General features: G+C 31.5%; 17 protein-coding genes and 1 tRNA gene. 8 read left to right on the forward strand and 10 right to left on the reverse strand.

The window, feature by feature from the left end; genetic code table 11:
• Window positions 1-14: 14 nt before the first annotated feature.
• From ITB9_RS09685 to ITB9_RS09705, 5 genes are all read right to left on the reverse strand, one after another.
• Window positions 15-761, reverse strand: a complete 747-nt coding sequence (locus ITB9_RS09685) for a CPBP family intramembrane glutamic endopeptidase (protein WP_054852072.1) — start codon at window positions 759-761, stop codon at window positions 15-17.
• Entirely contained in the window at window positions 761-1,270 is a 510-nt protein-coding gene (locus tag ITB9_RS09690; RefSeq protein WP_054852073.1) for a zinc ribbon domain-containing protein, read from the reverse strand. Before ITB9_RS09690 ends, ITB9_RS09685 begins: the two co-directional genes overlap by 1 nt.
• A gap of 156 nt (window positions 1,271-1,426) precedes the next feature.
• The gene (locus ITB9_RS09695; protein ID WP_028607514.1) at window positions 1,427-3,223 is read right to left on the reverse strand and encodes a ribonucleoside-diphosphate reductase subunit alpha; all 1,797 of its coding nucleotides are present in this window, start codon (window positions 3,221-3,223) and stop codon (window positions 1,427-1,429) included.
• A gap of 1 nt (window position 3,224) precedes the next feature.
• The gene (locus tag ITB9_RS09700; protein ID WP_028289724.1) at window positions 3,225-4,499 is read right to left on the reverse strand and encodes a ribonucleotide-diphosphate reductase subunit beta; all 1,275 of its coding nucleotides are present in this window, start codon (window positions 4,497-4,499) and stop codon (window positions 3,225-3,227) included.
• Between the two features lie 684 nt (window positions 4,500-5,183).
• Window positions 5,184-5,753, reverse strand: a complete 570-nt coding sequence (locus ITB9_RS09705; protein WP_028289723.1) for a DUF3109 family protein — start codon at window positions 5,751-5,753, stop codon at window positions 5,184-5,186.
• A gap of 149 nt (window positions 5,754-5,902) precedes the next feature.
• Here ITB9_RS09705 and ITB9_RS09710 point away from each other — a divergent pair, with 149 nt between their 5' ends.
• The 3 genes from ITB9_RS09710 to ITB9_RS09720 are packed head-to-tail and all read left to right on the forward strand — an operon-like array spanning window position 5,903 to window position 7,323.
• The gene (locus tag ITB9_RS09710; protein WP_028289722.1) at window positions 5,903-6,484 is read left to right on the forward strand and encodes a MarC family protein; all 582 of its coding nucleotides are present in this window, start codon (window positions 5,903-5,905) and stop codon (window positions 6,482-6,484) included.
• A gap of 30 nt (window positions 6,485-6,514) precedes the next feature.
• A complete protein-coding gene (locus ITB9_RS09715) occupies window positions 6,515-6,712 on the forward strand; it encodes a hypothetical protein (protein WP_054852074.1) in 198 nt (65 codons plus the stop codon).
• On the forward strand, window positions 6,712-7,323 hold the full coding sequence (locus ITB9_RS09720) for an FAD-dependent oxidoreductase (RefSeq protein ID WP_054852075.1): 612 nt from the start codon (window positions 6,712-6,714) through the stop codon (window positions 7,321-7,323). Before ITB9_RS09715 ends, ITB9_RS09720 begins: the two co-directional genes overlap by 1 nt.
• A 1-nt stretch (window position 7,324) precedes the next feature.
• Here the strand turns inward: ITB9_RS09720 and ITB9_RS09725 are convergent, their stop codons facing one another.
• From ITB9_RS09725 to ITB9_RS09735, 3 genes are all read right to left on the reverse strand, one after another.
• Window positions 7,325-8,920 (reverse strand): S41 family peptidase, encoded by a 1,596-nt coding sequence (locus ITB9_RS09725; RefSeq protein ID WP_054852076.1) that lies wholly within the window; start codon window positions 8,918-8,920, stop codon window positions 7,325-7,327.
• The gene (locus ITB9_RS09730; RefSeq protein WP_028289718.1) at window positions 8,920-9,351 is read right to left on the reverse strand and encodes a dCMP deaminase family protein; all 432 of its coding nucleotides are present in this window, start codon (window positions 9,349-9,351) and stop codon (window positions 8,920-8,922) included. The genes ITB9_RS09725 and ITB9_RS09730 overlap by 1 nt, the downstream gene beginning before the upstream one ends.
• A gap of 118 nt (window positions 9,352-9,469) precedes the next feature.
• The gene (locus ITB9_RS09735; RefSeq protein WP_028289717.1) at window positions 9,470-10,060 is read right to left on the reverse strand and encodes a HupE/UreJ family protein; all 591 of its coding nucleotides are present in this window, start codon (window positions 10,058-10,060) and stop codon (window positions 9,470-9,472) included.
• A 190-nt stretch (window positions 10,061-10,250) separates the two neighbouring features.
• On the opposite strand from ITB9_RS09735, the gene ITB9_RS09740 reads away from it, so the two are divergent.
• Complete coding sequence (locus ITB9_RS09740; protein WP_054852077.1) at window positions 10,251-11,261, forward strand: LacI family DNA-binding transcriptional regulator; 1,011 nt, start codon at window positions 10,251-10,253, stop codon at window positions 11,259-11,261.
• Between the two features lie 35 nt (window positions 11,262-11,296).
• On the opposite strand, the gene ITB9_RS09745 is transcribed toward ITB9_RS09740, so the two are convergent.
• Window positions 11,297-11,378, reverse strand: a tRNA-Leu gene (locus ITB9_RS09745).
• 143 nt (window positions 11,379-11,521) lie between these two features.
• On the opposite strand from ITB9_RS09745, the gene ITB9_RS09750 reads away from it, so the two are divergent.
• The 3 genes from ITB9_RS09750 to pth all read left to right on the forward strand — a co-directional run bounded on the left by ITB9_RS09750 (window position 11,522) and on the right by pth (window position 13,846).
• A complete protein-coding gene (locus ITB9_RS09750) occupies window positions 11,522-12,463 on the forward strand; it encodes a ribose-phosphate pyrophosphokinase (protein WP_054852078.1) in 942 nt (313 codons plus the stop codon).
• A gap of 46 nt (window positions 12,464-12,509) precedes the next feature.
• A complete protein-coding gene (locus tag ITB9_RS09755) occupies window positions 12,510-13,133 on the forward strand; it encodes a 50S ribosomal protein L25/general stress protein Ctc (RefSeq protein WP_028289714.1) in 624 nt (207 codons plus the stop codon).
• Window positions 13,134-13,279: 146 nt separating this feature from the next.
• Complete coding sequence (gene pth, locus ITB9_RS09760) at window positions 13,280-13,846, forward strand: aminoacyl-tRNA hydrolase (protein ID WP_261975599.1); 567 nt, start codon at window positions 13,280-13,282, stop codon at window positions 13,844-13,846.
• Between the two features lie 52 nt (window positions 13,847-13,898).
• Here the strand turns inward: pth and ITB9_RS09765 are convergent, their stop codons facing one another.
• Entirely contained in the window at window positions 13,899-16,922 is a 3,024-nt protein-coding gene (locus ITB9_RS09765; protein WP_054852080.1) for a reprolysin-like metallopeptidase, read from the reverse strand.
• A 137-nt stretch (window positions 16,923-17,059) separates the two neighbouring features.
• Between ITB9_RS09765 and ITB9_RS09770 the strand changes: the two genes are divergently transcribed.
• Complete coding sequence (locus ITB9_RS09770) at window positions 17,060-19,864, forward strand: M43 family zinc metalloprotease (protein ID WP_054852081.1); 2,805 nt, start codon at window positions 17,060-17,062, stop codon at window positions 19,862-19,864.
• Window positions 19,865-19,907: the final 43 nt, after the last annotated feature.

The following is a 19,907-nucleotide window of genomic DNA, read 5'->3' on the forward strand; positions in this document are numbered from 1 at the left end:
TGCTTTTTTTTGTTTTAAAACGAATAAAAACTATAATAATCCAACATAAGAATTATAAAATTATGTAGAAAATGAATTATAATACCTAACCAAAGCGTATTGTATTTATACCTTAAATAACCCAACAGTAAACCAAAAGGAAAAATCCACAAAAAAGAAAATATTGAAAAATGAATCAATGCAAACAGAAAAGCTGTTGCAATTATTGTCAGTTTTTGATTGGTAACTTTTAACAACTGATTAAACAAAACACCTCTAAAAGCTAACTCTTCTATAATTGGCGGTAAAATAGCAATAAACAATATGGACCAAAATAATGGATAATCAAGGTATTGGTAAGATTCGTAATAATTTGCTGCTTCAACATCTGAAAACAAATAATTAGCATATTCTATAAAAAAGTAAACAAAAAAGCTAGTAATTATTGGCGTAAGCGCAGCAAAGCCAATAAGCTTAAGGTTTAATTGTTTAATATTATAGAGAAGTAATACTGGTTTAAAATCTAATGAAGCAAAACCTAACACGATACAAGCAAAACCGGTTTCTACTATTAAGTCGGCTTCTAAATTAAAAGGAAAATTAAGATCGATAAAATATACTATTACCATAAACACTAGCATAGCAATGTAAAAACTAATAATAATATTTACATTTTTTATTTTAGTATTGGTTACTGTTTTTACAACAGACTGCCCACATTGCGAGCAAAACTTGACTTCTTGCTCTAATAAATTATTACAGTGCTTACAGTTTATATCCATTAGGCTAATTTATTAACAGAAGATGCCGAGTGAATTCCTTTAGCTAAATAAGCTATTATTACAATTTTCCAAATAATACCAGACACTAAGGTCTTTGGCTCTGCAATAGCTGTTATTACAATAATGGTAAGATACAATAATAAGCCTAAAAGTAAAGCTATTAAAGGTTTATATTTAGACCAAGTCCCTAAAACAATATAAATAACACCTACAATAATATTAATAATTAAAGCGGTAACATCTTTACTACTTAAAAATATAAAGAAACCAAAAACCATTATAATTCCGGCTATCACATAAAGTGTTGTTCTAGCAGACTTAATCTTTTTTTCGGCGTCCTTAGATTTTCTTTTATCCATGACACGCTTTGCATAAAATTTAGCAACATCTTCTTCTGTTCCTTTTAAAGGATAACCACATTCATGACAAAAAAGGGAGGCTTCATCATGAGGTGTGTCACAATGTTTACACTCTAATGCATTGGTTATAATTTTTGGTGCTTCTTCCATTATTGATTAGTTAAGGAGTAGTAATATACTATAATATTATAGTTTTTAAATAAAAAAAGCATCCATTTCTGGATGCCTTTTAATATTATAACACTATAATTTGACAAGCCCTAGCAACCTTGTCATTATTTCTGGTGAAAGTTAACTAATTATATACTAACCTTCACAACTTGCGCATTCCTTTTTCTGTTTAAATTTTTGAGCTGCATTCATACTGTGTTGGTAGTACAATGACTTAACTCCTAATTTCCATGCTGTAACATATATATTATTAATCTCTTTTACAGGCATATCTGGATGCACCATAATATTTAAAGACTGACCTTGGTCTATATGATTTTGTCTATTTGCTGCTTGATAAATGATTGTCATTTGATCAATTTCAGAATAAGTTTTAAACACTTCTTTTTCATGCTCTGTCAAACCATCTAAATGCTGTACAGATCCATCAAAATCACGTATGCTTTTCCAAGTCTCTACGTTATTCATCCCTTTTTCTTCTAACAATTCTACTAAAAACGGGTTTTTAATAGTTGTCTTTATTTTAGCAATGTCTTTTACATAACTATTAGACCAAATTGGCTCAATACCTTGTGACACTTGCCCTAAAATAAATGCAGATGATGTTGTTGGTGCTACAGCATTTAGTGTAGTATTACGTCTACCGTATCCTTTTAACACTTCTGGCTCACCAAATAACTTAGCTAATTCTTCTGATGCTTTTTTAGACTTTTCACCAATAGTTTTAAAAATCTCACTATTTAAATTGAAAGCTTCTTGACTATCAAAAGACATCATTTTTGATTGTAATAAACTATGCCATCCTAAAGCACCTAGACCTAAAGCTCTGTTTTCTTTAGCAAAGTTGTATGCTTTTTCCATAAACATAAACGTCTGTCTATCGTCTCTACTAGGCGAATCTCTATAATCTTCTAACTTAGTAATAAACTCTTCTAAAACAGCGTCTAAAAAGTATACCATTGTCTCTACTGCATCAGTATCTTTCCACTTATCATAATGCAATAAGTTTATTGATGATAATACACATACAAAAGACCATCTGTCGTTTGTTGGCAACATGATTTCTGAACACAAGTTACTGGCATAGATTTCATGATTTTTATCTTGATACACATCTGGTGAAGTGTTATTAGCATTATCTTTAAAGAAAATATAAGGATACCCTATCTCTCCTCTACGCTGTAATACTTTTGCCCAAATGGCTCTTTTATCTGTATCTCCATCAATCATTTCTTGCATCCATTGGTTACCAACAGTAACACCATGCGTCAATTCTTGTATTGGATTACCTTCAGTTCCTATTTCTAAAAACTCATGTATATCTTCATGCTCTATTGGTAAATAAGGCGAAAAACGTCCTCTTCTAACCGATCCCTGACTTACAACATCAACCATTTTTTCAAATAACTGCATGATATGCACAGCACCAGAAGACTCTCCGTTATTTTTAACAGGAGCACCACGATGACGTAACTTACCAAAGTAACCAGAAGTACCACCTCCTAGTTTTGACATCATACCAACCTCAGATTGTGTATATAAAATATCACCCATATCATCATCTATATGAGATCCAAAACAACTAATTGGCAATCCTCTTCTCTTACCAAAATTTGACCATACTGGAGATGCTAAAGAGTAATATCCTTCAGCCATGTATCCGTAAAACTTATCTGCAAATCCATCAATTTTTAAGATAGACTCAGCGCGTTCTGCTATTTCTCTAATTCTTTGTTCTGGAGAAGTTCCTTCTGTTAAGTAACCTGACGCTAAAAATTTGCGACTGTTTTCTGTTAACCATTTAATTTCTGGTTCTTCTTTATGGGCTTCTTTTCTGGCCTCTTTTCTAGCGTTAATTAATTGATCATAATTTGAAGCTGTAGCTTCTGGGCTTACATTTGCCTCACTGTTCTGTTTTGTTTGATTACTCATATTAAAATAAATCGTCGCTAGTTATACTTTTTGTTCTTTTACTGTAGTTAATTGAACGCTTAACAAAGAAATCTCCGTGTTTTGTTCCAATTATTTCGTCATCAAACCATTCGGTTTGTGCAATTAATGCTTCATTAACTTCAAATACTTTTCCTATACCAATACTTTCTAAAGAATTATTGAAACGGTTTTTAATAAACTCGTTAATCACATCTTTTGGTAAGAAATCTAATTCTCCTGCTTCAAAAATCCAGTCAATAATATCGCTTTCAGAAGCAAAAGCTTCTTTACATAGATCTTGTACTTGTTTTGCATGCGCATCATCAAACCATGTAGGGTTTTCTTCTTTAATAATTTTGATAATATCAATACCAAAATCTCCGTGTATTTGTTCTTCTTTAGAAGTCGCCTCAACTACATTAGATACTCCTTTAAGCATATTTTTATGCTTATTAAAAGCCATAATTATTAAAAACTGAGAAAATAAAGACACATGCTCTATAAACAATGAGAATAATAAAACAGATTCTGCATACTCTTTATTGTCTTCGCTTTTAGAATTTTTTAATGCTGTTTCCAAATAATGCACACGACGCATTATTACTGGTTTTTTCTTAATGTTTTTAAACTCGTTATTAAGACCTAAAATTTCTAATAAATGAGAGTAAGCATCTTGGTGACGCACTTCACTCTCTGCAAAGGTTGCTCCTACAGATCCAATTTCTGGTTTTGGCATTTTGTTATAAATTTCTCCCCAAAAATTCTTTACTGCAACTTCAATTTGCGATATAGCTAACATTGTGTTTTTTATCGCATTTTGCTCTACAACTGTTAACCTGGTTTTAAAATCCTGAATATCACTAGTAAAGTTAAATTCAGAATGAATCCAATAAGAGTGTCTAATAGCATCTACATAGTCATTAAGTGCTGGATACTCGTAAGGTTTTAAGTTAATACGCTTTTCAAAGATGTTTGTTTTTCTATTTCTAGTTTGCTCATCTCTGTATAATATGTATGCTTTTGCTACATCATGAAATTGGCTTCCCATTAATTTTTCTTCCACAAGATCTTGTACTTGCTCAACGGTAGGTACGTATCTATAATCTTTTTCTTTTCTGTCTAATAAAGCTTGTAATACATTTCCAGAAATAGTATTTGCATCTGCTTTTGATCCATTTCCAACAGAAAGCATTGCTTTTTCAATAGCGTTAGAAATTTTATTTAAAACAAAGGGACTTGTTTCATAATCTCGTTTAATAATCTGAGTAATCTCCATAATCTTTTAGTTAAATAGCTGGTCATTTTTCCGGAATGAAAACTCATTCTAAAAACGACAATAATAAATCTGTAAAAACGTGTTATATTTTCCTTTTGAGGGAATAAAAAAAGGGCGTATTATTAAAAAAAAATGGATTTATCCTTACTTTTTATTTTCAAAAAAAATACTGAAAATCTATTTTGTTTTTGCCTTGAGCAAAGATTGACATTTAGCCTCTAAAATGAAAGGGGATTCTGTAAACGTTGTCAACAAGTTTTTAACAAAGCTTGTAATCCCTTTGTTTTAGGGGACTCTGACAAAAAACCGCACAACTAATTGATTTGCAGCGATTTTTTAACTTAAAAAAAGCTAAAAACAAGCTACTAAATTAAGCGTCAGCGCTTTATTTTAAAGTCTTTTTTAAGCATTTTTTTATTTAGAAAAAAAGAAAAAAAATGATAGTATTTAAGCTTACAATTTACTATAAATAATACTCATTTTTTTAATAAACAAGAGCCTTAAAGATAAATTTTAACAAGAAATTTCATTCTTATTTTTTTTAAGCAAAAAAAATGATAAAAGTTTAAAAAAAATTAAATTTTAACGTCAAAAAAAACGCTTTTTCTGTTAAAAAAAAGCGTTTTAATTTTATCTATTTAGTTAAAAAATTCTACCTGAAATTTCTAAGTGTTATTTCATCGATTATTTTGTCATTTTATCTGCTACTTTTTCTAATTCAGAGTACCAATCTTCACCAAATTTTCTAATTAAAGCTTCTTTTACAAACTTATAAACTGGTACTTGTAATTCTTTTCCTAAAGAACAAGCATCATCACAAATATCCCATTTATCATAATTTACTGCAGAAAATTCAGAGTAATCTTTTGTTCTAATTGGATATAAATGACAAGAAATTGGCTTTTTCCAATCTACATCACCTTGATTATACGCTTCCTCAATACCACAAAGCGCTGTTTTTTTCTTATCAAAAATCACATAGGCACAATCTGCACCATTTATTAAAGGCGTTTCAATATCTCCAAAAGGAGTCACAATAGTGGTGCCTTGAGCTTCAATTGCCTCTATACCTTCTTTACGCAAATAAGGTTTTACTTTAGGATAAATCTCCTTCATAATTTGCGCTTCTTCTTTACTAATTGGTGCACCTGCATCACCATCAATACAACAAGCACCTTTACAGGCAGACAGATTACACACAAAATCTTTTTCTATTATCTCCTCTGAAACAATGGTTTTACCTAATTGAAACATAAAGTTTTATTTTTTAGCAAATATAAATTATCTTACTAAAGTAAAAAGTTGTTTCGATTAAAACCAAAAAGTAATTTTATATATTATTATTTTTTAGATGAATAAAACTACTTTTACCAAAAATTAAGAACCTTTAATTTATACTAACTATGGCTATCAATTTTAAAGAAATATTTACTGTTTTTATGGTGCTTTTTGCTGTAATAGATATTGTTGGAAACATCCCGATTATTATTGATTTACGTAAAAAAGTAGGTCATATACAAAGTGAAAAAGCAGCAATTATTGCTGGAGTGATATTAATTGCTTTTTTATTTTTAGGAAAAAGCATCTTAAATCTTATAGGTATTAATGTTAGTTCTTTTGCAGTAGCAGGTTCTTTTATACTATTTTTTATTGCTTTAGAAATGATTTTAGGGATTACCTTATATAAAGAAGAGGACACTAACCCAATTACAGCGTCTGTTTTTCCGTTAGCATTCCCTTTAATTGCTGGTCCAGGTAGTTTAACAACCTTATTAGCTTTAAGAGCTGAATATGATATTAAAAACATTATAATTGCTGTTATATTAAATGTTATTGTCATATATATTGTACTAAAAACATCAAGACGTATTGAGCGCTTTATTGGACAAAACGGAATTAGTATTATTAGAAAAGTATTTGGGGTAATATTATTAGCAATAGCAGTTAAGTTGTTTACTGATAATATCAAGATACTGTTAGCCTAATTTTGTATTTTTGCACAAACATTTATTACAATGAAAATCTTTACCTATATCGTTACTGTTTTAGCAATAGCTTTAATTATTTATAATTCTACTAAGATTGACTTTTCTGCTTTATTTTCAAACGAAAGTATTGTAGCTTTAATCACGATCTTAGCATCATTATGCGCAATAGCATTATTACAGATTTTACGAATTTCTAAAAAAATTGAAGCTAAATCAAGGTTGTAATGGATTTTGACACTTTAATTATTGGTGGTGGAGCTGCAGGATTGTCTTGCGCTTTAGTTTTGGGCTCTGGATTAAGCAAACCTTTTGCTAAAAACAAAACCGTTGGTATTATTACACACCAAAAGACTTCTCACCTACAAAATGCTTTATTTAATAATGTTTTAGGATTGACTCCAGGGACTTTAGGTAAAGATATTTTAGAATATGGCAAACAACAATTAACCCATTTATATCCTGAAGTTGTACAAATTGATAAAGAAAAAGTTGAAGCTATAGCTGAAGTTGAACAACATTATCAAGTTACAACAAACAAAAAAGCATATACTGCACAACGTGTAGTTATAGCTGTTGGCTATACAAACTTATTAAACATTACAGGTTTGGAAAACTATATTAAACCACATCCAAAATCTGCTATTGAAAAAGACCGCATCTGGTTAAAAAACACAGATCATTTAATTAAGGATAACTTATATGTAGCTGGTACGTTAGCTGGTTGGAGAAGTCAGTTTGCTATTGCGTCAGGAAGTGGTGCACATGTCGCAACAGATATTTTAACACTATGGAATAACGGTAAGCATACCAAAGTACACGATAAGACACATAGCTAAATTAATTGCTCTGAACTTGGCTTAACGATATTACTTTATCAATCATAATATCATGCTTATTTAGTATCTTATAATAAGCTCCATATCCATATAATTGTTCAGCAAGTGTTGCTTTTAAATAATGTTTAACTTCGTTTTTATAAGCTACAAATACGATATTAGATCGTGTTTTTAGCTTTAAAAAATCTTCTAAAGACTTTATAACACTATCTGTTACTGTAAAGTTTTCAAAAAACTCTTGTCTAGAAATATCATTAAACTTATTTCTATCTTTTTCTAATTCTTCAAAAACAAAATTATCTAAAAAGCCTCTTCTTTCTAGAAATGTTAAGGTTTCGTTTTGCATTTGTGTATCATAAGGCACAAAAACATCAGGAATAATTCCTCCTCCACCATACACAACTTTACCTTTAGGTGTTGTGAACTTTAATGAGTCTGCTACTTCAATTTTATTTTCATCTAACAATTCACCTCTATTTAATCTATCAGCATAATCATCATAATAATCTCGGTTTCCGTTTTCATAAGAGCGTTGAATAGATCGACCTGTTGGTGTATAATATTTAGAAACCGTTAATCTTACAGCACTACCATCACCCAAATTCATTTCTCTTTGGACTAAACCTTTTCCGTAAGATCGTCTTCCTACTATGGTACCTTTATCATTGTCTTGTAATGCACCTGCAATAATCTCGGAAGCAGAAGCCGAGTTTTCATCAATCATGACATAAACGTGACCTTTTTCAAAATCACCTTTTGTAGTTGCATAACTGCGGTCTTCTTTTCCTTTTTTATTTCTTGTATAAACAATAAGTTTATCATCCTCTAAAAACTCGTCTACAATTGCTACTGCTATTTCTAAAAAACCTCCAGGATTACCTCTTAAATCTAGAGCTAAACTGGTTGCTCCTAGTTGTTTTAATTTATCTAAAGCTGTTTTAAACTCTTGGTAAGTACTTTCGGCAAAACGGTTAACTTTAATATATCCTAAATTATTGGTTAACATATAAGAAGCATCAATACTTTTGATTGGCACAACGTCTCTGGTAACATTAAAAGTCAATAACTCTGGACTTCCTTTCCTAAATACTTTAAGCTTTAATTTAGAATAACGTTCGCCTCTTAATTTATCAACTAAAGTATCATTATTGTAACCTCCACCTAAAAGTGACTCTCCGTTTGCAGATACAATCCTGTCACCTCCTTTGATTCCTACTTTAGCACTTGGACCATTTTCTACAGTTTTTATAACTGTTATAGTATCTTTAAAAGTGTAAAAATTAATACCTATACCAACAAAGTTTCCTTTCATGTTGTCGGCAACTTCTTGCATGTTTTCTTTAGGAATGTAAACCGAATGTGGATCTAGATTATTTAAAATACCATTAACCGTAACGTCAACAATACTGTCTGTATTAACGTCTTCCACATATTCATAATCAATATAATCAATAAGTCTATTAAGCTTATCCTTTTTACTGTTAGAAGAAAACAACCTGTCAGACGTATCAGCAAAATCTAATTTTCCACCAATAAAAATGCCAGCTGCAATTGCTGCACCAAGTATAAACGGAAATAAAATTTTGCTTTTTGACATTAATCTTCTAATTCTTCAATTAATTGAATATCGATTCCTGCTTTTTCTAAAAACTTTAAGCCAGAATCATCTTTGTAACCTTGATTATACACCACACGTATTATTCCTGCTTGATGTATTAACTTACTACATTCTTTACAAGGCGACATGGTAATATATAATGTGGCTCCTTTACAAGATTGAGTGGATGAAGCTACTTTTAAAATGGCATTAGCCTCAGCATGTAAAACATACCATTTAGTGTAACCTTCATCATCTTCGCAAAAATTTTCAAATCCACTAGGTGTACCATTATAACCATCAGAAATTATCATTCTGTCTTTAACAATTAATGCACCTACTTGTTTTCGTTTACAATACGATAGTTTTCCCCATTCTGTAGCAATCCTTAAGTAAGCTTTATCGTATTTAAGTTGTTTGTCTTGTGGCATAATTAATTAAATAGAAATAATAAGCATCAATAGATACTTAACAATACTAACGAAGATACTCGCTTCATATTTTAATTACAATTCTTAATCTTAAGATTTATGAAAACTTTAATGAAAACTAGCCTAAAAATGGACTATTTAACAACATTGGTATTACTAAACCAATAACAATTGCAGAAATTACCATAATCCAATCACGTTTAGAAAACCTAAATACAGTTTGAAAAATATAACCTAAAAATAAGATAATAAAAACAATAATAACTTGGGCAATTTCAATACCTAAAGCAAATTCAATTAATCTTAAAAACTTACTATCTCCTTTATCTAAGCTCATTCTAAATTCTCTAGCAAATCCAAAACCATGAACAAGTCCAAAAAACAAAGTAGAAACAAATAAAAGACCAATTTTCTGACTTTTTGCAGTTTTACCTGCTGTAAACACATTATAAATTGCAACAATCATAATGGTCACAGGAATCAAAAACTCGATTAAATTAGCGTCTACTTTTACCTTTCCGTAACTAGCCAACACTAATGATATAGAGTGTCCAACGGTAAACATTGTTACCAACCAAAGTACACGCTGCCAGTCTTTAAACAAATACGGAACAGCTAATACTATTAAAAATAAAACATGGTCATAAGCGTTAATATCTAATACATGGTTCATACCATATTGTACGTTTATCCAAAATTCTTGGAACATAAAAAATCAGTTTTAGGGTTGTTGTAAATATACATAAAAACAAAAATGCTAACCAAAATTGTAAACGAAATACATTGCAAAAAAAAGGAATACTCAAAAAACTATTATATATAATGATAGTTTGGTAAATTTGCCACAAATATTGTTTCAAAAAACGAAAGTTGTTTGATGCTAAATTACAAGTATTGTTATGAAAAAAACCACATTAAAAGATATAGCTAATCATTTTGACGTTTCAATATCAACTGTATCAAAAGCTTTAAACGACAGTCCCGAAATTAGCAAAACTACTTCTGAAGAAATAAAAGCATATGCTAAAGAAATAAACTACACACCAAACTTTAATGCCTTAAGTTTAAAAAACCAACGCACAAAAACCATTGGTGTAATAATACCAAACATGCTTAACTATTATTTTGCGCAAGTTTTAAAAGGTATTGAAAAGACAGCTACAAAAAAAGGGTATAAAATTATTACTTGCATTTCAAACGATTCTCTTCAAAAAGAAATTGAAACTATTGAAATGTTATCCTCTGGAGTTGTTGATGGGTTTATTTTATCTGTAGCAGAAGAAACAGAAGCAAAAAAAGAATACAACCACTTTAAATCAAGTATTGCTAAAGAGATTCCTTTAGTAATGTTTGATCGTGTTGTTGAAGATATTGACTGTGATAAGGTCATCACCAATGATTTTATGGCTTCAGTAAATGCTGTAAATTATTTAAAAAATAAAGGTTGCAAAAAAATTGCTTTTGCAGCAGCCAACATGGATTTAAGCGTTGGGAAACTAAGATATGATGGGTATTTAGCAGGCCTAAAAAACAATAATCTAAATAAAGACGATAGCATTATAATTACTACTCATGAAATGTATTACAAAAAACATGAAGCCATCGTAAAGCCATTATTTGATCAATCTTTTGATGCAATTATAGCCTCAAACGAGTCCGTAGCAATTGCAGCTTTACGAGTAGCCAAAGACAAAGGTATCAAAATACCTGAAGACCTATCTGTAATTGCTTTTTCTAACGGAATTTTAGCAAGACATTCTAACCCAAGATTAAGTACTGTTAGTCAACACGGAGAGATTATAGGTGAAAAATCTGTCACACTATTAATTAACAAGTTAGAAAACAAAATTAAAACAACAACTTCAGAAACTGTAGAAACTGATATTGTAATCAGAGATTCTTCAAAATAAAAAAAGCTCTAAAACATTACTGTTTTAGAGCTTAGTACTCAAAGTGGGAATCGAACCCACACTCCCGAAAGAACTGGATTTTGAATCCAGCGCGTCTACCAATTCCGCCATTTGAGCAATTACGTTTGCAAAAGTAAATATATTTTAGATAAATCATCTAAAAATAACATCTAATATCTTTTAAAGCTCAAAAATTATAGTAAATTTGCACCTCATAAAAAATCACGTAGCCTAAAAAGCTACATAACAACATTTTAACAATGCCCAACACAAAGCCTGAAGCTAAAATATTTTCGATTACGCAAAGTAAAGCTTTAGCAGAGAAAATTGCTGCTGCTTATGGATCTGAATTAGGTAAAGTTATTACCTCAACCTATAGTGATGGAGAGTTCCAACCCTCTTACGAAGAATCTATAAGAGGTTCTAGAATTTTTATTATTGGATCTACAAATCCAAGTTCTGAAAATTTAATGGAAATGTTATTAATGATTGATGCAGCAAAACGTGCGTCTGCAAGACACATAACAGCTGTATTACCTTATTTTGGTTGGGCTAGACAAGACAGAAAAGATAAGCCTAGAGTACCAATTGCTGCTAAATTAGTTGCTAAAATGTTAGAAACAGCAGGAGCCACTAGAATTATAACAATGGACTTACACGCTGATCAAATTCAAGGGTTTTTTGAAAAACCTGTTGATCACTTATTTGCTTCAACTATATTTTTACCATACTTAAAAGAGTTAAACCTTGATAATTTAACCATTGCTTCTCCAGATATGGGAGGATCGAAACGTGCATATGCTTACTCTAAAGCATTACAAAGTGATGTTGTTATATGTTATAAGCAACGTGCTAAAGCCAATGTCATTTCGCATATGGAATTAATTGGAGACGTTACAGGTAAAAATGTTGTGCTAGTAGATGACATGGTCGATACTGCAGGAACTTTAACAAAAGCAGCAGATTTAATGATGGAACGTGGTGCTTTAAGCGTAAGAGCAATATGTACACACCCAATTTTATCAGGTAATGCTTATGAGCGTCTAGAAAATTCTAAACTAGAAGAATTAATTGTTACAGATTCAATTCCTTTAAAACAAGAAAGTAAAAAAATAAAAGTATTAAGTTGTGCCGATTTATTTGCTGAAGTTATGCAAAATGTACACTTTAATAAATCAATAAGCTCTAAATTTTTAATGTAACTTAAAGCTTACAATCAAGTATATTAATAAATAAATATAAATAAAAATGAAATCAATTACAATCAACGGATCTAAAAGAGAAAGCGTGGGTAAAAAGGTAACTAAAGCCTTACGTAATGCTGGTCAGGTTCCTTGCGTATTATACGGAGGAGACAACCAAGTGCATTTCTCTGCACCAGAATTAGCTTTCTCTAAACTTGTATACACTCCAAATGCGCATACAGTTGTTATTGAGTTAGAAAGTGGAGAAAAATTTGATGCTATCTTACAAGACATCCAATTTCACCCAGTTACAGACAAAATCTTACACGTAGATTTTTACCAAACATTCCCAGATAAAGAAATCACAATGGATATTCCTCTTAATTTTACAGGAAATTCTCGTGGTGTTAAAAGTGGTGGTGTTTTACGTAAAAACAGACGTAGCTTAAGAGTTAAAGCTATTCCAGGAAACTTACCAGATTTTATCGATGCTGACATTACAGATCTTAAAATTGGAAACAAGCTTTACATTACAGCTTTAGAAACTGAAGGATACAAATTCATGCATCCTGATAACACTGTAGTATGTTTAGTAAGACGTTCTAGAGCTGCTATTACAGTTGACGAAGATGATGAAGATGAAGATGTACCAGCAACAGAAACAGATGATGTAGCTGCTGTTAAGTAATAATCATATTACCATAATTTTATAAAAGCGTCCTGTTAATTCAGGATGCTTTTTTATTTTTACAAAAAACACTTATTATGTTTGAATGGCTTATTAAATTCTTAAAAAACAATAACTCATCAAATACTACTGAAACACAAGATCCCATGAAAAAATTTTTAATTGTTGGCTTAGGTAATATTGGCGAAAAATATGAGAACACACGTCACAACATAGGCTTTAAAATTTTAGATTTTTTAGCTAAAAAGGAAGACATCACCTTTGAAACACAAAAACTAGGAGACGTAGCAACCTTTAGATTTAAAGGTCGAACCTTTATATTACTTAAACCAAGTACATATATGAACCTTAGCGGAAAAGCTATATTATATTGGTTAACTAAAGAAAAGGTTCCTTTAGAAAACCTACTAGTAATTACTGATGATTTAAATTTGCCATTTGGTAGTCTAAGAATAAAAACCAAAGGAAGTGATGGAGGTCATAATGGTTTAAAAGACACACAAGACAAATTAAACACCTCAAAATACAATAGGTTTAGATTTGGAATAAGTGATGCTTTTTCAAAAGGAAGACAAGTTGATTATGTTTTAGGTGAATGGGAAGAAGAAGAGAACAAAAAACTTCCTGAACGATTAGAAAAATCTGCTGAAATAGTCAAATCATTTGGTACAGCAGGTATTAACAATACCATGAATTCATTTAACGGTAAATAAAAAAAGGAAGCTTAATAGCTTCCTTTTTTCATTAATAAACACTTTACTAAATTTACTTGATTACAAGCTTTTTGGTCATTGCTGAATTTCCGTCAGAAACATTTAATAAATATAAACCTGATTCAACGTTATTCAATTTAATTCTTTGTTTAAAATCATTTGAATTCACAAACGAAGTATTGTAAACTTTTCTTCCTCTAACATCATAAACAACTACATTCAATTTATTATTTAAATTATTATTTTTTAATTCAATAGTAAATTCCCCATTATTAGGGTTTGGATATACGTTAAAACTACCCGCAAAATCAAATTCAGATATAGATAGAGAGGTTTGCACATTAACTGTATAGTCTTCAACTTCTGCATCATGATTGTTATCACAAGACCCAGCAGCTGATGAATATTTAGTGGTTATACGCATTGTTGTAGCTCCTATAACTGCATCAGAAGGAACAACTACATTTAAACCTGAATTAGTAGTAGGTCCATTTACTACGTTTGTCGCAGTACCTAAGTCGTAGAACTCATTAGAATCAAAAATACAATTCTGATTCCAATCAATCCAAACACTAGAAGTACAAAGGTAATTACCATCTGTATTTTGATTAACCGTCAAAGTATAAGATGCATCTCTATTTACATCTGTAGTTTGAGTAGCTGTTGGTGCAATGCGATAATCACTATAACCAGATGGTTTACCTGATGAATTATCAATATCTCCAAACTGTACTAAAGTTGTACTTGTATCATATATAGTATTTGCAACTGAAGCACATAAACCATCAACAACTGTTAATTCTAAATCTACTGCTTTAGTTTGCGTAGTAGAAGTACCTGTTATAGTAATTGTGTAATCACCAGCTGCAGCTCCAGTTAATCCAGACACATTAACTAAAGTTGAACCATCAGAATTTAAACTTGAAGGTGTAAAGGTTACAGTAGCAGCTAATGCTGGACTTATTGATGATGTGAAATTTGTTGTTTCAGAAAAACCATTAGCAGTTATCATATCAACAGTATATTCAACCTCATCAATAGCACAAGCTGTTCGATCTCCTGATGAATTGCTTAAAACAAATGAAGGTGTACTATTTATTGGAAAGACCTCTGATAAAGCATAAAATATATTATCTGCAGCTTCTACCATTACTCTAGCATTATTGGTATCTGCTACACTAGGAATTGTAATCGTTTCTGAACCATCATTTGAAACTCCAGAAGCAAGAGTTGTTGGAAAAGTTAATCCTCCATCTGTTGAAAATAAGATATTAACAGATTGACAATTAATTATAGCACCATTAGTATCACCAACATTCCAAACTAACGTTTGATTACTTCCTGAAGCCCAAGCTGGAGGAGTAACAACAGTAAAAGGCTGATCACCTACTACATCAACAGTCATTAAATCAGCATCTGTTTGACCTATTCCATTAGCAAAACCACTAGCATTATCTCTAACTATAAAAGAAAAATTCATAGTACGAGCTACTGATGGTGTCACTTCCCAAGTTGGTGTTAAATTACCTGCAACTACATCACTATAGCTAGGCATGTATCTATCAGGTGAATCTGAAGGCAATATAGATCTATACATTGGACCTGTCGTCCAAGTAGGCTGAGGTGCACCATTTGAAGGGGCTTGAGATGGGTCATTAGGACTCCAATTATAAGTTAAACTTGCTAATCCATCTGGATCAGTAGCAGTACCTCTTAATACATAAGCTGTACTTGGCGGAATTGAATAATCTAAACCAGCGTTAGCAACTGGAGGCTGATTTGTTAATGCCATAGTAGCTCCACAATCACTTGTTCCACCTGGTTGTATATTTGCCGAAATATCTCTTATATTGACATAATTGAAATGTGCATCACTATTAGATTGTACATTGGTAGCACAAATACCTGCATAACCCATTATTGAACTTCCTGAAGCAGGCTCAACTTCTGTCATTCCATTTCCTGAACGACTACATGTATTCATACTATGCCAGCCATCAAATTGGTGACCCATTTCATGAGCCACATAATCAATATCAAATGCGTCACCTGTTGGATTTGCTCTTCCTGTATATCCTCTTCCTTTTTGATTTCCAGTATATGGAGGTGCTCCATCCAAACAAACACAGCCTAAACAACCTGCACTACCACCTCCTGAAGTATTGAAATTGTGACCAATATCATATAAACTTTCATCATTTAAAGTTGTTGATATAACTTCTTGAGTTTTGGTATTAAATTCATTAGTCCAAGGATCTGAAGCTGGATCATAATAAATTAATTGATCATTTTGATTAATAAAAACTAACGTTACTGCTAAATCTCTTTCATAAACTTCATTAACTCTATTAATAGTTATAGCCATTTGAGCTTGAATATTTTGTTTCTTTTGAGCGTCAGTACCAGTTCCTGCAAAAAGAGCTCCATAACTACTATTACAAGTTTGGGCTAACCTATAGGTTCTTAATTGCATATCATCTGTATCAGCTAATTGACTTGCTCTTTCGTTAGTTAATGAAGATAATTCTACATCTTTATCAGTTAAACATTCAAAACCCTGTAAATCTTGACCTAAGGCATTTCTTTCATATACAATATAAAAGTCGTTAGTGGTTGTATAGGGATCAATAAACAACGAGCTTCGTTTACCTGACAAAGACATAGTGTGTAATCCAAATTGCGTAACACTAAAACTCATAGTGGCAGTTTGGTCATCCAATCCAGCAGCCTTGTATGTTTTAATCATCGGGTATCTTGCTGCTAATTCAGACTGCATAATCGGAGCTTCAGTTACACTAAAACGCTCTAACTCGCCTTTAGCATTTGGAAAATAGACAATAATATTTGATTTACCGATATTCTCCCCTCTTACAGGAGCATTAATTATTTGAGTTTTAAACTTCTCGATATCTAAAGAAAAAATCTGATAATCAGAAGGAAAAGATGCACGTCTGACTTTATCCAAATTTGCAACTTTGTCTTCAGAACTTAATGTCCAATAATCTTGTTGACCAAAAGCAACAACGCAAAGCATCATTGTGATAATTTTAGTTAAATTAAGTAATAGTTTTTTCATACTAATAAATAGTTAAGGGTTAATTATATCTAATTTAATAAGAATTCTCAACAAAACAACATATAACTCAAAAAATTAACAGATTAATTGTGAAAAAAAACATAATTTTACCGAATAATATAAATCCTTCCTAATTAATGAAAAAAATTACTTTATACCTTTTTATTGCTTTCTTTATATCAAGTTTGACAGCAATATCACAAATTTCAAAACAAAAACAAATATCAAACATAGAAGAAGTCATCAGATGCCATGCTGATGAACATAACAAAGAATTATTAAAACACAATCCAGAAATGATGGGAAGTGTTAATTTTGAGAAAAAAATTGCTGCCAAAATAAATGAATTGAGCCAGCAAAGAAATTCTAACCAAATGGTTGTTTTAAATATACCTGTAGTAGTACATGTATTTAATAATGGAGAACAAATAGGCTCAAATGCTAATATCTCTGAAGAACAAATTTTATCACAAATAGAAGTTTTAAACGAAGACTTTAGAAGAATGTTTGGAACTAGGGGATATAATACAAATCCGGTTGGAGCTGATGTAGAAGTTCAATTTTGTATGGCACAAACTGCCCCAGACGGTAGTCCAACAAATGGTATTAATCGTGTTAACATTGGACAAAATGGACTAACAGGAACAGGAGCAAATGCAGATGCGATTTCAAACGACCTTATAGCTCAAGTAGAAGCGTTAAAACCTAATAACATATGGGATCCATCATTATACATGAATATGTGGTCGGTAAAATTTAATAACGGTGGCTTACTTGGTTATGCTCAGTTCCCCGGAGGTGATGCTAGTACAGATGGAGTAGTATCAAGACACTCATCATTTGGCTCTAATGATGCAGATGGAGTTAATATTCCAGGCTCATTTAACTTAGGAAGAACTATGACACATGAAGTAGGACACTTTCTAGGTTTGTTCCATACCTTTCAGGGTGGTTGTGCTGGAACAGGAGCAAATGCTGGTGATTTTTGTGCTGACACTCCTGCTGTAGCAAATTCATCATCAAACGGAAGCACCTGTAATACTGGGAATGATTCTTGTCCAGCAGATCCTGGTTTAGATATGGTAGAAAATTACATGGATTATAGTATCGATTCTTGTATGGATACATTCACTCAAGATCAAAAATCTAGAGTACAAGCCGTATTAGCTACTTTTAATAATCGAGCGTCTTTAACGTCATCAAACGTTTGCAACTCACCAACAACTCCTTACATCAACTTCTCATCTGGATCCATATCTCCAGGACAGGTAGCAGAAGGAAACAATTGTGATTTTACGGATTACACTATTGATTTAAACATGAATATTCCTGCTAATGCAAACGCTACTGCACAGCTAATAAACAATGGTACTGGAATAGAAAATGAAGACTTTGTTTTAATTAATAACTCCGTAACATTTACTGCAGGATCTACAACACCAAGTAACACTATAACTTTAAGATTATATAATGACAATGCTGTAGAATTGGATGAAACAATAGAGCTATCAATTGGAGTAAATACTACTGGTGATGCAATAGCTGGAAATGGTTTGTATCAAATTACAATTGAGAATGATGATATATCTCTTATGGCACAAGGTAATACCGAAATTTTTAATGATGGTTTTGAAACATATACAGATTTTGCAATAACACCAGTTGGAGGATGGACTTTGATAGATAATGATGGAGATTCTACATATTCATCTGATAGTAGTGATTTTTTAAATGAATCTTACACAGGTTCTTTTATCGTATTTAATCCATCACAAACAACACCTGCTTCAGGGACTGGTTGGGAACCACATACAGGAAACAAGGGATACTATTGCTTTAATTCAACAGGGTCTGTAAGTGGTACACCATTAAATGATGACTACGCTATTACTCCACAAATATCATTAAACGGCACTAATAGTCAATTATCGCTTTGGGCAAAATCTCTTACTAATAATTACAATGGAGGTGAACGTTTTAAAGTAGAGGTGTCTACTACGAACACTAATGCAACAAGTTTTACAACTATAAGTCCAGCACCATATACTATACCTCCTTTAAATTGGACAGAGTATATCTATGATTTATCAGCCTATGATGGTCAAGACATATACATTGCAATACACGTTGTGTCTGCAGACGAGTTTGTTTTCCTTCTTGACGATATATCAGTAACTGCTGATGTTACAACTAATGTTCAAACAACTGAAAATTCAGGTACTGTAAATCAAATTAATATATTAGGTCAAGGCCAATCATTTTGTACAGATGCAACTTCTGGAAATATTATGACTGATATAGACAACATTGGTGGTGATGATTACGGTTGTACAACCGTATCGGTATCTAGAGACATTACAACTGCTGGAGCTGCAGCTGTAGCTTATAATGGAGGAACTGATACTTCTGGTTTTGTAACTGCAAAAACATACGATATCACAACCACTAATACAGCAACTGGAACTGCAACAGTAAACTTCTATTTTACAGAAGCTGAACTTGCTGCTTGGGAAAATATGACTGGCCAAAACAGATCATCATTATTTGTTAAAAATAATACAACAAATGAGTTGTTACCTGTAACAATATCTGCTTTTGGATCAGACTCTAAACTATCTGCCACTTTCACAAATGGATTAACAGGCACATATTACTTTGGTTCTCAATTAGCCTTTTTATCAGTTAATAATTTTGAACTAGAAAACTCAATCAGCATCTACCCTAACCCAACGGTTAGTTCATTAAATATTAAAACAAGTAATAGTAATGATTTACCAAATACTTATAAAGTTTATAACATGCTAGGTCAATTAGTTTTAGAAAAAGCTATAAATTCTACTCAAGATTTAACAATAGACACAACTCCATTTAGCAATGGTATGTATTTTATTAAAATATCTAAAGATGGTAATGCAGCAACATTTCCTTTTATAAAAAAATAAGACGGTAATTTTTTAAATAACTTAAAAGCCAATTGAATTAATT

Origin of the sequence: Olleya sp. ITB9, assembly GCF_001315805.1 — a bacterium.
Lineage (GTDB): Bacteria > Bacteroidota > Bacteroidia > Flavobacteriales > Flavobacteriaceae > Olleya > Olleya sediminilitoris.

Excerpts from the sequence above, each read along its gene's own strand:
- ITB9_RS09685 (WP_054852072.1), bottom strand. The coding sequence starts at position 761 with ATGGATATAAACTGTAAGCACTGTAATAATTTATTAGAGCAAGAAGTC.
- ITB9_RS09690 (WP_054852073.1), bottom strand. The coding sequence starts at position 1,270 with ATGGAAGAAGCACCAAAAATTATAACCAATGCATTAGAGTGTAAACAT.
- ITB9_RS09695 (WP_028607514.1), bottom strand. The coding sequence starts at position 3,223 with ATGAGTAATCAAACAAAACAGAACAGTGAGGCAAATGTAAGCCCAGAA.
- ITB9_RS09700 (WP_028289724.1), bottom strand. The coding sequence starts at position 4,499 with ATGGAGATTACTCAGATTATTAAACGAGATTATGAAACAAGTCCCTTT.
- ITB9_RS09705 (WP_028289723.1), bottom strand. The coding sequence starts at position 5,753 with ATGTTTCAATTAGGTAAAACCATTGTTTCAGAGGAGATAATAGAAAAA.
- ITB9_RS09710 (WP_028289722.1), top strand. The coding sequence starts at position 5,903 with ATGGCTATCAATTTTAAAGAAATATTTACTGTTTTTATGGTGCTTTTT.
- ITB9_RS09715 (WP_054852074.1), top strand. The coding sequence starts at position 6,515 with ATGAAAATCTTTACCTATATCGTTACTGTTTTAGCAATAGCTTTAATT.
- ITB9_RS09720 (WP_054852075.1), top strand. The coding sequence starts at position 6,712 with ATGGATTTTGACACTTTAATTATTGGTGGTGGAGCTGCAGGATTGTCT.
- ITB9_RS09725 (WP_054852076.1), bottom strand. The coding sequence starts at position 8,920 with ATGTCAAAAAGCAAAATTTTATTTCCGTTTATACTTGGTGCAGCAATT.
- ITB9_RS09730 (WP_028289718.1), bottom strand. The coding sequence starts at position 9,351 with ATGCCACAAGACAAACAACTTAAATACGATAAAGCTTACTTAAGGATT.
- ITB9_RS09735 (WP_028289717.1), bottom strand. The coding sequence starts at position 10,060 with ATGTTCCAAGAATTTTGGATAAACGTACAATATGGTATGAACCATGTA.
- ITB9_RS09740 (WP_054852077.1), top strand. The coding sequence starts at position 10,251 with ATGAAAAAAACCACATTAAAAGATATAGCTAATCATTTTGACGTTTCA.
- ITB9_RS09750 (WP_054852078.1), top strand. The coding sequence starts at position 11,522 with ATGCCCAACACAAAGCCTGAAGCTAAAATATTTTCGATTACGCAAAGT.
- ITB9_RS09755 (WP_028289714.1), top strand. The coding sequence starts at position 12,510 with ATGAAATCAATTACAATCAACGGATCTAAAAGAGAAAGCGTGGGTAAA.
- pth (WP_261975599.1), top strand. The coding sequence starts at position 13,280 with ATGAAAAAATTTTTAATTGTTGGCTTAGGTAATATTGGCGAAAAATAT.
- ITB9_RS09765 (WP_054852080.1), bottom strand. The coding sequence starts at position 16,922 with ATGAAAAAACTATTACTTAATTTAACTAAAATTATCACAATGATGCTT.
- ITB9_RS09770 (WP_054852081.1), top strand. The coding sequence starts at position 17,060 with ATGAAAAAAATTACTTTATACCTTTTTATTGCTTTCTTTATATCAAGT.